Here is a 13,019-nt window from a genome sequence, read left to right as displayed (position 1 = left end):
CTCCTTTGTTGATGATTTCTCGCAAAACCATTTTAACATGAAGCTTCACTATGGATTTTTGTTTTTTGATTACCTGTTCAAATTCATTTTACAATTAACCTAAAAAAACTGACCTCCCATCGTTAGATTTTTGGTCTAACTTTTGGGGGTCAGTTCACTTTGAAAATCACATCTTATCTATTCTTTATAACCTTTTTCAGCACGATGACCACCGGCACGGTAATAATGGCCGACACCACGGCTTCGGGAATCCCGTTGAACAGGCAGACGCCTACGATGATGTTGACGACGTTATCCAGGGGAATATTGCGGAGCTCGGCAAAGTCCTTTGCATAAATCAAGTAAATACCGCCCATAACGCCGACCGTATTGATGACCGATCCGATAAAGCCGGCAACAGCCAGACTGAACGATTCCTTGTGAATCGCCTTCCATACGGCTTTATACACATAATAGGTCCCCAAGCCGATCAGTACGCGGGGAACGACGGAAATCAGCGGATTTAAAAAGGCGAAGGACAATACGACAGGCGTCGTAATCGCCTGGAAAATACTGAAACAGCCGAAGATAAAGCCAACCATAACGCCGACGCGCGGCCCGGCTACTAGAGCGCCGATAATAACAGGCACGTGCAGGATCGTCGCTTTCATCAGCGGCAGGGGAATGAATCCATACCCCGTCAGGCCTAACAACATCGTAATTCCCGACAGCATACCGACGATAGTCAGCTCCCGCGTCGTCAGCAAGGCCCGTTTACGGACGCCGCCCGGCGCTTTGACACCCATTTCTTTTTGCATACATAATTCCTCCGTTCTCGCTCTTCAAAACAAAGATACAAGTCGCATATCGTATCACAGCACTGCTTTCAGGCCCTCTTCCAGTCCCGCTCTTCCGATGCCAACCGGACCATAACGCATACAGACCTGCAACAGCCATGCGTAGTATATCATACTTGCTGTCCCTTGCCAATAGATTTTGCAAAATTTGTGAAAATTGCCACAAGCTTGAAAAGAAGTCCGAAATATGGTAAACTATTGCCTGTCATATAAGCGAGTGTGGCGGAATGGCAGACGCACCAGACTTAGGATCTGGCGTCGTACGACGTAAGGGTTCAAGTCCCTTCACTCGCACCAACTCAGGCAGAATCAGCAGTTGCTGGTTCTGTCTTTTTTCGTTGTCCCCACAACATCTGGTGTCTTTGACATCATTTTGCCCCCATCACCAGAGCATCAGCAACCCTTATATTCTCCCGCACCGGTGCTGCCGTCGTTGCAATCCTAAAAATATCTTTTTTCCATATACTAATATGCCCACATCGTATCTCGTTATTCTCAAAATTCATATCAATTTTATTCTCAATTACTATAGACATTTTGAGAAAACAGGTATATACTATAGGAACATCCCATACTGCGCAGCAACATAGTACTGAAATGGTTTTCTTAGGAGGAATGCCTTATGAAATTCGCTAAATTTATATTGCCTTACGTATTAATTTCGCCGGTGTCCGTAGCCGTATTTTTCATCGCCCTCTTTGTGTCCTGTATCGCCATTGAATTCGTTATGAACGGCATGCTGCATGCATTAGGAGTCTTCTCCCTCGTATCGCAAACCTTCCGCAATATTTTCGTATCCGCAGCCGGCTCCGGCATTTCCCTGATTGCTGCCGCGTTGTTCATGAATAAGGCAGTCCATGAAATGAGACAGCTTCAATTTATACATTAGAATATACAGCATTTGACACTCTGCATACACTGCAGAGTATTTTTTTGCCGTTTTACAATCCCTCTCTGCCAAAAGCCTCGTTCATTCGCTCTAAAAACAACTCCGCTGCCGGCGAAAACACCTGATACTTTTTCCAGATGACGTTCATGCCCGACTCCAATGGCGGCATCAGCGGGCGAAAACAAAGGGGACTGTCTTCCGACGTATGGGCCAGCTTATCAAGGGTCACGGCATATCCTATGCCGGCTTCCACCATAATGGCCGCGTTGTACACGAGGTTAAACGTCGTCACGACATGGAGTCTGTCAAAATCGTCGCCGAACCAGTCGGCAAACTCATTTTCCGTCCGGCGCTGTGTCATGACCTGCCGCGAGCAGATGAGAGGCACGTCGAGAAGGTCCTCTTTCCGAATGCTCTCTTTGGCTGCCATGGGGCTATCCTTTCGCATGATAACGCCCCAGCGGTCCCTGCTGGGCAAATTGATGTAATCGTACTTGGAAATATCGGCGGGCTGAATCAGGATGCCGAAGTCGAGAAGCCCCTTGTCCAGCCGTTCGGTTACATCTTCGGCGTTGCCGCTGTACAAATGATAATGAATATCCGGATATTCCTCCTGCAGCTCCCGGATGATTTCGGCAATCTGCCGGATAGCCTGCGTCTCGCCGCCGCCGATGTAAATATCGCCGCTTACGGCGTTTTCCCTGGCCAAAAACTCTGCTTCCGTCTTGTCGACCATGGAAATGATTTCTTCCGCCCGTTTGCGCAGCCGCATCCCTTCCGGCGTAAGGACGACGCGATGGCTTTTTCGCACCAAGAGCTGGCAGCCTAATTCTTCTTCCAAGTCCTTAATCTGCCGCGACAATGTCGGCTGCGTCAGGTGAAGAAAATTTGCCGCCCCCGTAATGTTCCCCTCGCGGGCTACGGCTAAAAAATACCGAAGCACTCTCAGTTCCATGCTCTCTCCTCCTCTATCACTGCTGCCGTCGTGTTCTTTATATATCTTTAAGTTCTTCTTTTAATTTTCATTATGGCCTCTTATGAAATGCCTGTCAAGTATATCATGAGATAAAATCAAAGCATTAGCTATATATCCGCATCGGCGTTACAATAAAGACAGCAAGGAGGTGACCTCGAATGACCGCAGCCGCAGAAACCGATATATTCAAGATACAACGGAATCTGTCCGACGCCGGATTCGCCCCTTCCCTGATTCAGAAATTTCTCAGCCTATCTCAGCAAAAAAAGCGAAAGGAACAGTATCTGCTGCTGGCTCGCCATCGGGCGGAGCTGCTCGAGGAATTACATCATACGCAGTATAAAATCGACTGCCTCGACTACATGGTCTACGCCATGAAAAAAGAGGACAAGCCGACTGATGAACATGTATGAGGAGGTACATATGAAACGAACAACTTTAGCTAAGAAACTTCGGATAGCCCTGGCCGTCATGGCGTTCGCCGGCTGCGCGACGAGTTTCGCCGCCGACGACACAGCAGATGCGGCCGCATCGCCGGCTGCAAAGACACAAAATGAAATGAAAAGACAACTTACAAGGGAGGCAACCTATATGGAAGAACAATTGACATTAACACAAGAATGGGATAAAACATTCCCCAAAAGCGATAAGGTCAACCACCGCAAAGTCACATTCCACAACCGCTACGGCATTACCCTCGCCGCCGACCTGTACGAACCAAAGCGCTATGAAGGCAAGTTAGCGGCCATCGCCGTCTGCGGGCCCTTCGGCGCCGTCAAGGAACAGGCTGCGGGCCTGTACGCCCAGGCCATGGCCGAACGAGGATTCCTGACCATCGCCTTCGACCCGTCCTTTACCGGCGAAAGCGGCGGCCAGCCGCGATACGTCGCCTCGCCGGACATCAACACAGAAGACTTCCAGGCTGCCGTCGATTTTCTCTCCGTTCAGGATAACGTCGACCCGGAAAAAATCGGCATCATCGGCATTTGCGGCTGGGGCGGCATGGCCCTGAACGCCGCGGCTATCGATACGCGCATCAAAGCAACCGTCGCCTCGACGATGTACGATATGACCCGCGTGACGGCCAACGGCTATTTCGACGCTGAAAACAGCGAAGAAGCGCGCTACGCAAAGCGCAAAGCCTTGAACGCCCAGCGCACGGAAGATTACAAAAAAGGCTCCTATGCCTTAGCCGGCGGACTTCCCGACGAACTTCCAGCCGACGCCCCCTTCTTCGTAAAAGATTACTACGATTATTACAAGACGAGCCGCGGCTATCATCCCCGTTCGCTCAATTCCAACGGCGGCTGGAACGTCACGTCGTCCCTGTCGTTCCTGAACATGCCCATCCTGCAGTATGCCGATGAAATCCGCAATGCCGTCCTGATTCTCCATGGCGAAAAAGCCCATTCGTGCTACTTCAGCCGCGACGCCTATGCCAAATTAAAGGGCGATAATAAAGAACTCCTGATCATCCCCGGCGCAGTTCATACCGATTTATATGATAAAACCGACGTGATTCCCTTTGATAAAATGACGGAATTTTTCCGAGCCAATTTATCCTAATTATCTCGTTTCACCACTGCATCTGTACAGACGTCAAGGGAGGTATTACCGATGCATACGACTGCCATTCCCTCTATAATCCTGAATAACGGCGTATCCATGCCGATATTAGGCCTGGGTATCTACGCCCTCCACGGCGCGGACTGCGAGCGCGCCGTCTGCGAAGCCGTCGACCTGGGCTACCGCCTGTTCGACACGGCCCAAATGTACAGCAACGAAAGAGAGCTGGGCAATGCCCTGAAAATCTGCGGCGTGCCGCGGGAAGAAGTATTTATCACGACGAAGCTCTACTCGCCCACAACGACGTATAAAAAAGCCAAAGCCGCCATTACGGAGTCCCTTAAGGCTTTGCAGACCGATTATATCGACCTGCTGCTGATCCACGAGCCTTACAGCTCGTCCCTCGAAATGTATGAAGCCATGAAAGAGGCCTATGAAGACGGTAAAATCAGGGCTTTAGGCATTTCCAATTTCAGCGCCGCCCGCTATTTAAACTTCATTCAGTCCTGCGGCGTCATTCCGGCAGTCAATCAAGTAGAAGCCCACGCCTTTTATCAGCAAAAGCATTTGCAGGCCGTACTCGAACGACACGGCACGCGCATGGAAGCATGGAGCCCCTTTGCAGCCGGAAAGAACCATTTCTTTACCAATCCTATATTGCAGTCCGTCGGCAAAAAGTACGGCAAGACGGCGGCTCAAGTCGGCCTGCGCCTCCTCGTTCAGCGCGGCGTCGTCGCCATTCCCAAATCAGGCCATGCCGACCGGCTGAAACAAAACCTCGACATTTTCGATTTTTCCTTATCCGACGAGGACTTGCGGCAAATTCAGTCCCTAGAAGGCGAACGCAGCTTATTCGGCTGGTACGATTAGACGCAATGTCATCATAAAACTTATCATGCACAACTAAACGGCAAAGAACGAGCACGATTCTCTTCTTTGTCGTTTTTCTTGACAACCTGCGCCGCCGCAGGCCATACTAAATACATATTCATTAACTTACAGGAGGCTGCCATGACATTTGCATACTTAGTAATGGGCCCGTTCGACAGCCGGACAGACCGCGCCGCCATACACGACGGCATGGTACAGGTAATCGGCGTCGCCGACGTGCAGGACGCGATCGCCGTCGCCAAAGAATTGCAGGAACAGGGAATCAGCTGCATCGAGCTGTGCGGAGCCTTCGGGCCGGAGAATGCCAAGAAAATCATCGACGCGACGGGAAATACCATTCCCATCGGCTTTGCAACGCACCTTCCCGAACAGGAAGCCTTGTATCAAGCTACCTTCTCCGCATAATAGGAACGATAAAAAATGGACTGCCAGCGCATGACGGGCAGTCCATTTTTTATCGTCTCATATGAAGTTCTGTATCATCGGCCTCTGCCGACGAATCGTCAGGCAGCTATCAGGCCTTCATCTTTTTGATTTCTTCTTCCAGTACGGGCATGACTTCAAAGAGGTCGCCGACGATGCCGTAATGAGCAAACTGGAAAATAGGAGCGTCGGGATCGGTGTTGACGGCAATGATGATGTCCGAATCCTGAACGCCTAATTTATGCTGAATCGCGCCGGATACGCCGAGAGCAATGTAAATCTTCGGCGCAATCTTCTTGCCTGTAATACCGATCTGAATATCGTGCAAGGCCCAGCCGTTGTCGACGAGGGGCTTCGATACGCCGAATCCGGCTCCGATCGCTTCAGCGAAGGCTTTTACCTTGTTCATGCCTTCTTCATCGCCTACGCCACGGCCTGCGCCGACGACAATTTCTGCTTCTTCCAGGCTCAGTTCCGCAACGTCGGCTGGCAGCGCTTCGAAAGCCGTGACCTTCTGTACGGCCTTCAAGCCGCCCAAATCAACGGTTTCCGTAATGATTTCACCGCTGCGGCTGTCGTCGAATCCATTGCCGCGGAAAATCTTGTCGCTGATCGTAGCCAGCTGGGGACGGGTCGTCGTCAAAATCTTGACGAACAGCTTGCCCGTATAGGCCGGACGAATCCAGGTCAGCGTATCGTCGTCGCCTTCATAGCGGACGTCGATGCAGTCGGCGACGAGGCCCAAATTCATTGCGGCAGATAAGCGGCCGCCCAAATCGCGGCCGTTATTGGACGCGCCGATGAGGATAACGCTCGGTTCGTATTTTTTAGCGACTTCTTCTACGGCCTTCGTGTATAATACCGAATCAAAGGCCGCCAATTCGGGATTGTTGACGACTACGACGGCGTCGGCGCCATAGGAAATCACATCCTGCGCGGCCTTTTCATCGCCTACGACGAGGCCGACTAATGTATTGTTGCGGGCATCGGCCAATTCACGGCCTTTGCCCAATAATTCAGCGCTGAGGGGGCTTACCTTTCCATCTGCGACTTCAACGTAAACCCAGACATTTTGTTTCAATTCCATGATACGGCCCTCCTTATAACAATTTCTTTTCCGCTAATGTGCCGACGAGATTCTTGGCGGCTTCTGCAGCTGTAGCGCCGCTGATCATCGTGCCGACGGGATGAGGCTCGGGAGCGAACAGTTCCGTAACCTGCGTAGCCGAGCCGGCTTTGCCTGCTTCCTGAGCATCCAGGCCCAAATCTTCCAGGCGAAGGACGTCGAATACGGCTTTCTTCGCCATCATCGTGCCTCTGACCTTAGGCTGGCGCGGCGTGTTCATCGTTTCCATGACCGAGCACACCGCCGGCAAGGTAACTTCTACCGATTCGATGCCGCCGTTGACTTTGCGCGTGCCTTTGACGACGCCGCCGTCGACAGCGATCGATTCGGCGTAGGACAAGAGGGACATGCCCAGATGCTGGGCCACGGCCGGAGGAATCTGGCCCGTATCGCCATCGGTCGAGCGCTTGCCTGTAATGACCAAGTCAGCGCCGCCGATTTTTTCAATCGCTTTCGCCAAAATTTTTCCTGTTGCCAATGTATCTGAGCCTGCCATCCGTTCATCCGAAACGAGAACACCTTTGTCTGCGCCGATAGCGATGCCCTGACGCATGACTTCGCCGGCCAGGGCCGTCCCCATCGTCACGAGGGTAACGGTGCCGCCGACGGCTTCTTTAACGGCTACAGCCGCTTCGATAGCGTTCATATCCACGGGATTGAGCATGGACGGAGCGCCGACGCGGACGAGATTATGGTCCTTTGCGTCGATTTGGATATCTGAAACGGCAGGTACTTGTTTTACCAAAACTACGATATTCATATTCGAACCTCCTTCGTGTTGCTGAATACTGGTTTGTTTCTTTCTATATTATGACATAGTTTTAAGAAATAATCAACTAATAATAGATATTATTTATTAGTTTTACAAAAAATATACCTAGCAGGAAATTTTCAAATCCTCCTATACAAAAACTGCCTGCACAGCCATAAGGAAAAAGGCCTCGGAGAGTATCTCCAAAGCCTTTTTTCTTATTTTTCCGCTGGCTTTTGCTTCTCCGAACTTTTTTTCTCCGCCGCGCAGCACGACGGGCAGCCTCCAGAGCATCCGCCGCTGCAGCATCCTTTCGTTCCCTTAAACAAACCGACAACATGGCGAAGGATGTATGCCGCGGCAGCCAGTACGACGACGGCGATGATAATATTGGAAAGGGTCATGATACCCGCTCCCTTCTGCAAATAATAGATGTGCAAATAGTGGCCGACGCCAGGCGCCAACCACCATTTGCATATAGTATAGTATAGAATATATTTATGCGCCTAAGCCAAGCAGTAAAGACCCATGATACGTAACGAATGCCAATACATAGGCGAGAACGACGCACATACCGTTTAAGAGGAACAGCATCTTCCAGGAGTTTGTTTCGCGCTTGATGACCGCCATGGCCGCGACGCAGGGCATGTACAGCAGGGTAAATACCATCAGGGCCAAGCCCACAGCCGGGTTAAAGCTCGGGTCTTCCTGCAAATACGTTACGAGGTTTTCCTGGTCTTCTTCGTCAGCCTGTACGCTGTAAATCGTAGCCAGCGTAGAAACCATGACTTCTTTCGCAGCCGAGCAAGCGACGATGCCTACGCCGATTTTCCAGTCGAAGCCGAGAGGCGCGATGACCGGTTCAATAAAATGACCAATGGTAGCAGCATAGCTTTGAGAAATTTTTTCCGACGCTTCTTGTTCGTCGAGAAGGGCGATATTGTCGTCGGCGGCAACCTTCAAATCATACAGAGGCAAGGCCTGAGCATATACGGCCGGATTCTGTTCCTGTAAGGCGGCAAAGCCGGCAGGATATGCAGGTTCTTCTGCCGCAACCGTTTCTTCAGATGCAGCTTCTTCGCCTTCCGCTTCTTCCGGAGCTTCCGCCGCCGCAATCATCGATTCATACATGCCGTTTAATTCCGCATTATCTTCCAGAGAAGCGATGCCGTAGCCCTGAAGGACGGCAGCCTGCTGTACTTCCATCTGTTCTTCTACGTTTGCCCGGGCCGCTTCAAAATCCTGAGAGTATTCGACGTCCATGGGATAAGCTGTTAAGAACCAAACGATGATGGACGCGCCGAGAATAAAGGTACCGGCTTTTTTCAGGTACAATACGCTCCGTTCCCACATATGCATGAGCACGTCTTTTACCGTCGGAATATGATAGGGCGGCAATTCCATGACGAAAGGTTCTTTTTCACCTTTAAAAAGAGTATGACGGAGTACGACGGCAACTAAAATCGCAACGATAATCCCTAACAGGTAAATGCCAAATAAGACGGTACCGCCGTTTCCGGAGGCTCCAAAAAAGGCCGCGATGAGCAAAGTATAGACAGGTAAGCGAGCGCCGCAGCTCATGAAGGGCGCAGCGAAGATCGTAACGAGGCGATCCTTTTCATTGTCCAGCGTACGAGCGGCCATAATGCCCGGAACGGTGCAGCCAAAGCCGAGGATCATCGGGATAAAGGACTTGCCGTGCAGCCCCATGGCGCGCATGACGCGGTCGATGAGGAAGGCGGCGCGGGCCATATACCCCGTGTCTTCCAGCAAACTGATAAAGAAATACAAGATAACGATAAGGGGCACGAAGCTCATAACCGAACCGACACCGCCGACGACGCCGTCGACGACAAGGGAGCGAATCTGTTCGTCGGCAATGACGCCGCTAAGCCAGTCGCCAAGCATGCCGAACAGCGTATCCAACCATTCCTGCGGATAGGCGCCGATATCGATAACCGCCGTAAACATAGCCCACATCAACGCCAGGAAAATAGGAATGCCTAACACCCGATGCGTCAGGACGCGGTCGATTTTATCGGACAACGTATCACCTGTCCCGACAGCGATGACGGAATGATTGAAGGCCTGTACAGCAAACTGATGGCGGCATTGGGCAAAATAGAAATCCAAATCGATTTTATCCTTCAAGTCGTTGCGCATCTTCGACGCTAAATTGAGGATATTCTGCATGCCGTCCATACTTCTAATTTTAGCTAAGACATCTGCATCGTTTTCCAACAGCTTGACGGCCAGCCAGCGAATAGGATAATCAATGATGCCGGTTTTATTAATAGCGTCCGTCAATTCCTGGACATACGGTTCTACGTCTGCGCCGTAATCCACTTTAGCATTAACAAGATTTTGCGTCTTATTCTCATCGGCAATAACCACTAAAAGGTCTTTCGTACCTATATTTTTGCTGCCGATAAGGGGAACGACGACGGCGCCGAGCTCTTCGCCCAATTTCTTTAAATCAATTTTGACGCCCATGCGTTCGGCAATATCCATCATGTTCAGGGCCACGACGACAGGACGGCCTAATTCAACGAGCTGAGCAGCCAGATACAGGTTGCGTTCCAAATTGGACGCGTCCAATACGTTTACGATAATATCAGGTTTTTCATTGATGATGACGTTTCTGGCTACGACTTCGTCAAGAGAGCGAGCCGTCAGGCTGTATGTGCCCGGCAAATCGACAAACATCAGCTCTTTGCCGCCGAAAGAACAATGGCCTTCCTTCTTTTCGACTGTAACGCCGGGGTAATTCCCTACGTGCTGCTTCGCGCCTGTGATGTTGTTAAAAATTGTCGTCTTCCCGCAGTTAGGATTCCCAGCGAGGGCGATTTTTATCTTTTCCGCTTGTTCCATACCTACTAATTTCCCCCTTCTACAGCTACGCTGATCATAGCTGCTTCATTCATGCGCAGCGCCAAGGCGCATCCCTTCACTTTGACCTCGATGGGATCACCCAGCGGGGCTTTCTTCACTACGGTAATGCGGGTACCTTTGACGACGCCCATGTCCACCAGCCGGTGCTGGATATTGCCGCGGCCCTGCAGGGCTTCGACAACACCCGAATCGCCGACATGCAAATCTGCCAATGTGACAATGTTCATGTTGCTGCCTCCCTTTCCCGACGAAACGCCTAGCCGCATCGGCCGCGCTCTGTCCGGGATTCTAATATAATTTTAAGCGAGTTAGCGCTGCTCGTATGGGACCGAACGACTTCTACGTTCTTCCGCTGCGCTTCCTTGAGGGCGCAGCGCACCATACTATGGCTAACGGTGCTCGTAAACAATACAACCAGGTCCGGCGAGCCGATTTTCGATTTGAAATCGCTCGGAACCTGTGTAAAAACCTTAGCTTTATAAGAATACTTTTTACAAATATTTTTATATTGACACACCATACAATCGTTTCCACCAACTATGACGACACTCATTTACCTCGCTCCTTTCGCGCGCCGTAAATAATACTCACACATCCCTTCTGATTTTGATAACAAACTTCATTACCATGGCATTAGTATACAAAAATACATATCATCTGTCAACACTTTATACTAATTTTCACTATCATATTTTGTAAAATAAAATTATATAAAAAAGGCAATCCCTCTTATTATTTTCTGTACATGCCGCTGCGGCTCTTTATCAGGCAAATACAGTTTCCCTTTTGTTCGTTATGTTTCACACAAATAAAAAAGCCGGCTGCAATGGAACGAGTTTCCTTTGCAGCTAGCTTTTATTTGTCAAACTGCGACATGTACAGCTCATAGTACAGCCCCTTGCGTTCCATGAGCTCGCCGTGGGTTCCCTGCTCGCAAATACCTTCCTTTGTCAAGACGACGATGCTGTCGGCGTGGCGGATCGTCGCCAGCCGATGAGCAATGACCAACGTCGTCCGGTTATGGGACAAATCCTGCAGAGCCTGCTGTATTTTCCGCTCTGTCTCGTTGTCCAGGGCCGACGTCGCTTCGTCCAAAATAAGGACAGGCGGATTTTTAAGGAAAACGCGGGCAATAGCCAGGCGCTGTTTTTGCCCTCCTGACAGCTTGACGCCCCGTTCGCCGATGGCGCTGTCGTATCCGTCGGGCAACTTCATGATGAATTCATGGGCGTCAGCCAGCTTTGCCGCTTCGATGATCTCCTGCTCCGTCGCATCGGGCCGGCCATAGGCAATATTTTCACGAATCGAATCAGAAAAGAGAAATACGTCCTGCTGCACAATGCCGATGCTCCGCCGCAGTGACGCCAGCGTATACTGCCGGATATCCCTTCCGTCCAGAGTAATACATCCCGACTGAATGTCGTAAAACCGCAGGAGCAGGCTGGCTACGCTGGATTTTCCCGCGCCGGTAGGCCCGACGATGGCGACCGTCTTGCCGCGGGGAATATCCAAGGAAAACCGCCGCAGCACCAGGTCCTTCCCATTATAGGAAAAGCTGACATCTTCAAAAGCCACACGGCCTTCTATCACGCCGGCTTCGACGGCGTCCGTCTTATCGGCAACGTCCGGCTCGATAGCCATGAGTTCTTCATATCGCCGATATCCGGCTAAGCCTCGCTGATACCGTTCTGTCAGCATGGTGAGCTGCATAATCGGCCTGATGAATACCATGAGGTACATGAGAAAGGCCACGAGATCGCCGAGACTCATGACGCCGAGCATAATGAAAAAGCTGCCGGCGGCGATGATGACCAGGTTGGTCAGATTGGAAAAAAAGATGACGCTGCTCGTAAGATAGGCTTCAAACATAAAGGTCCGCTGCTGGGCCCGCCGCAGCTTGTCGCTGGCGGCGACAAACTTTTTCAGCTCTACAGCTTCATTACAGAACGATTGGACGAGGCGGATGGCGTTCAGGCTTTCCATAGCCTGAGAGCTGACGAGCCCCATTTTTTCTCTGGCAGTGCGAAAGGTTTCCTTCATGCGGCGATTGAGAATCATTGTTCCCCCCGTTTTCAGCAAAATGAGAAATAAAACAAAAATAGCCAGCTGCCAATTGATATAAAACAGAAAAAAAGCGCTGCCGCACATCGTAATCAGGCAGACCATAATGAGATTCGGCATCTGAAACACCAAGTCGCCTATTTCTGAAATGTCGCTGATAATGCGGGACAAGAGCTGCCCAGTCTTGGCATTGTCAAAAAACGAAAAGCTCATTGACTCGATATGGGAAAACAGGCGGCACCGCAGGTCGTTTTCGATGTGCGTGCCCATACTGCGGCCAAAGTACGACACGCAGAAGGACGAGCACAGACAGACAACGTAAAGAATAAACAAAACAGCTGCCGTATGCACTAATCGCAGCATGTCGCCGGCAGGCAGGATATCCTCCAGGATATAACGGACAATCATGGGAAAGGAAATTTCCAGCCCTGCCGTCAGAACCGAGCCGGCAATGACGAAGAATAAGATGGTATGATACGGCGCATAACACGCCCATAATCGCTTCATGCATCCTCCTCCATAAAAAACAAGGCTTGCCCAAGGAGCCGCTCCATGGCGGACAGCCCCTTTCGGCAAGCCCCTGTTAAAATCTATACGGTGAAACTTGT

Annotated in this window: 14 protein-coding genes and 1 tRNA gene; 6 read left to right on the top strand and 9 right to left on the bottom strand. The window is 50.7% G+C overall.

What is annotated here, in order from left to right; genetic code table 11:
* Positions 1-173: 173 nt before the first annotated feature.
* Positions 174-797, bottom strand: a complete 624-nt coding sequence (locus OCV58_RS10870) for an ECF transporter S component (RefSeq protein WP_240924630.1) — start codon at positions 795-797, stop codon at positions 174-176.
* Positions 798-1,049: 252 nt separating this feature from the next.
* Here OCV58_RS10870 and OCV58_RS10865 point away from each other — a divergent pair.
* Both OCV58_RS10865 and OCV58_RS10860 read left to right on the top strand, forming a co-directional pair.
* Positions 1,050-1,133: transfer RNA gene (locus OCV58_RS10865), tRNA-Leu, on the top strand.
* A gap of 325 nt (positions 1,134-1,458) precedes the next feature.
* Positions 1,459-1,725, top strand: a complete 267-nt coding sequence (locus OCV58_RS10860; protein ID WP_154877849.1) for a hypothetical protein — start codon at positions 1,459-1,461, stop codon at positions 1,723-1,725.
* A gap of 52 nt (positions 1,726-1,777) precedes the next feature.
* Here the strand turns inward: OCV58_RS10860 and OCV58_RS10855 are convergent, their stop codons facing one another.
* Positions 1,778-2,680, bottom strand: coding sequence for a LysR family transcriptional regulator (locus tag OCV58_RS10855; protein WP_154877848.1), 903 nt, complete (start codon positions 2,678-2,680; stop codon positions 1,778-1,780).
* A 179-nt stretch (positions 2,681-2,859) separates the two neighbouring features.
* On the opposite strand from OCV58_RS10855, the gene OCV58_RS10850 reads away from it, so the two are divergent.
* The 4 genes from OCV58_RS10850 (at position 2,860) to OCV58_RS10835 (ending at position 5,563) form a co-directional block, all read left to right on the top strand.
* A complete protein-coding gene (locus OCV58_RS10850; protein ID WP_107195907.1) occupies positions 2,860-3,114 on the top strand; it encodes a hypothetical protein in 255 nt (84 codons plus the stop codon).
* A 10-nt stretch (positions 3,115-3,124) separates the two neighbouring features.
* Positions 3,125-4,267: an alpha/beta hydrolase gene (locus tag OCV58_RS10845; RefSeq protein ID WP_267312907.1), complete on the top strand. Its 1,143-nt coding sequence runs from the start codon at positions 3,125-3,127 to the stop codon at positions 4,265-4,267.
* 51 nt (positions 4,268-4,318) lie between these two features.
* Positions 4,319-5,137, top strand: a complete 819-nt coding sequence (locus OCV58_RS10840; protein ID WP_267312906.1) for an aldo/keto reductase — start codon at positions 4,319-4,321, stop codon at positions 5,135-5,137.
* A 141-nt stretch (positions 5,138-5,278) separates the two neighbouring features.
* Positions 5,279-5,563 (top strand): DUF6506 family protein, encoded by a 285-nt coding sequence (locus OCV58_RS10835; RefSeq protein ID WP_154877847.1) that lies wholly within the window; start codon positions 5,279-5,281, stop codon positions 5,561-5,563.
* A 109-nt stretch (positions 5,564-5,672) separates the two neighbouring features.
* On the opposite strand, the gene OCV58_RS10830 is transcribed toward OCV58_RS10835, so the two are convergent.
* The 7 genes from OCV58_RS10830 to OCV58_RS10800 form a co-directional block, all read right to left on the bottom strand.
* On the bottom strand, positions 5,673-6,668 hold the full coding sequence (locus OCV58_RS10830) for an electron transfer flavoprotein subunit alpha/FixB family protein (protein ID WP_087477098.1): 996 nt from the start codon (positions 6,666-6,668) through the stop codon (positions 5,673-5,675).
* Between the two features lie 13 nt (positions 6,669-6,681).
* On the bottom strand, positions 6,682-7,467 hold the full coding sequence (locus OCV58_RS10825) for an electron transfer flavoprotein subunit beta/FixA family protein (RefSeq protein WP_087477099.1): 786 nt from the start codon (positions 7,465-7,467) through the stop codon (positions 6,682-6,684).
* 209 nt (positions 7,468-7,676) lie between these two features.
* Positions 7,677-7,862, bottom strand: a complete 186-nt coding sequence (locus OCV58_RS10820) for a FeoB-associated Cys-rich membrane protein (RefSeq protein WP_087477100.1) — start codon at positions 7,860-7,862, stop codon at positions 7,677-7,679.
* A 94-nt stretch (positions 7,863-7,956) separates the two neighbouring features.
* Positions 7,957-10,329: a ferrous iron transport protein B gene (feoB, locus tag OCV58_RS10815; RefSeq protein ID WP_095629853.1), complete on the bottom strand. Its 2,373-nt coding sequence runs from the start codon at positions 10,327-10,329 to the stop codon at positions 7,957-7,959.
* A 5-nt stretch (positions 10,330-10,334) separates the two neighbouring features.
* Positions 10,335-10,577: a FeoA family protein gene (locus OCV58_RS10810; protein ID WP_095629852.1), complete on the bottom strand. Its 243-nt coding sequence runs from the start codon at positions 10,575-10,577 to the stop codon at positions 10,335-10,337.
* Positions 10,578-10,606: 29 nt separating this feature from the next.
* Positions 10,607-10,903: a DUF2325 domain-containing protein gene (locus OCV58_RS10805; RefSeq protein WP_087477103.1), complete on the bottom strand. Its 297-nt coding sequence runs from the start codon at positions 10,901-10,903 to the stop codon at positions 10,607-10,609.
* A 302-nt stretch (positions 10,904-11,205) separates the two neighbouring features.
* Positions 11,206-12,918 carry an ABC transporter ATP-binding protein gene (locus OCV58_RS10800; protein ID WP_154877846.1) on the bottom strand — a complete coding sequence of 571 codons (1,713 nt, stop codon included), beginning with the start codon at positions 12,916-12,918 and terminating at the stop codon, positions 11,206-11,208.
* Between the last annotated feature and the right edge of the window lie 101 nt (positions 12,919-13,019).

The organism is Megasphaera stantonii, from assembly GCF_025567065.1.
In the GTDB taxonomy this organism is placed as follows: Bacteria; Bacillota; Negativicutes; order Veillonellales; family Megasphaeraceae; genus Megasphaera; species Megasphaera stantonii.
The sequence above is the reverse complement of the archived record's forward strand: the minus strand, read 5'-3'. Positions and strand labels throughout refer to the sequence as shown.

What these genes read in the sequence shown, in the direction of transcription:
- OCV58_RS10870 (WP_240924630.1), bottom strand. Translation starts at nt 797, where the DNA reads ATGCAAAAAGAAATGGGTGTCAAAGCGCCGGGCGGCGTCCGTAAACGG.
- OCV58_RS10860 (WP_154877849.1), top strand. Translation starts at nt 1,459, where the DNA reads ATGAAATTCGCTAAATTTATATTGCCTTACGTATTAATTTCGCCGGTG.
- OCV58_RS10855 (WP_154877848.1), bottom strand. Translation starts at nt 2,680, where the DNA reads ATGGAACTGAGAGTGCTTCGGTATTTTTTAGCCGTAGCCCGCGAGGGG.
- OCV58_RS10850 (WP_107195907.1), top strand. Translation starts at nt 2,860, where the DNA reads ATGACCGCAGCCGCAGAAACCGATATATTCAAGATACAACGGAATCTG.
- OCV58_RS10845 (WP_267312907.1), top strand. Translation starts at nt 3,125, where the DNA reads ATGAAACGAACAACTTTAGCTAAGAAACTTCGGATAGCCCTGGCCGTC.
- OCV58_RS10840 (WP_267312906.1), top strand. Translation starts at nt 4,319, where the DNA reads ATGCATACGACTGCCATTCCCTCTATAATCCTGAATAACGGCGTATCC.
- OCV58_RS10835 (WP_154877847.1), top strand. Translation starts at nt 5,279, where the DNA reads ATGACATTTGCATACTTAGTAATGGGCCCGTTCGACAGCCGGACAGAC.
- OCV58_RS10830 (WP_087477098.1), bottom strand. Translation starts at nt 6,668, where the DNA reads ATGGAATTGAAACAAAATGTCTGGGTTTACGTTGAAGTCGCAGATGGA.
- OCV58_RS10825 (WP_087477099.1), bottom strand. Translation starts at nt 7,467, where the DNA reads ATGAATATCGTAGTTTTGGTAAAACAAGTACCTGCCGTTTCAGATATC.
- OCV58_RS10820 (WP_087477100.1), bottom strand. Translation starts at nt 7,862, where the DNA reads ATGACCCTTTCCAATATTATCATCGCCGTCGTCGTACTGGCTGCCGCG.
- feoB (WP_095629853.1), bottom strand. Translation starts at nt 10,329, where the DNA reads ATGGAACAAGCGGAAAAGATAAAAATCGCCCTCGCTGGGAATCCTAAC.
- OCV58_RS10810 (WP_095629852.1), bottom strand. Translation starts at nt 10,577, where the DNA reads ATGAACATTGTCACATTGGCAGATTTGCATGTCGGCGATTCGGGTGTT.
- OCV58_RS10805 (WP_087477103.1), bottom strand. Translation starts at nt 10,903, where the DNA reads ATGAGTGTCGTCATAGTTGGTGGAAACGATTGTATGGTGTGTCAATAT.
- OCV58_RS10800 (WP_154877846.1), bottom strand. Translation starts at nt 12,918, where the DNA reads ATGAAGCGATTATGGGCGTGTTATGCGCCGTATCATACCATCTTATTC.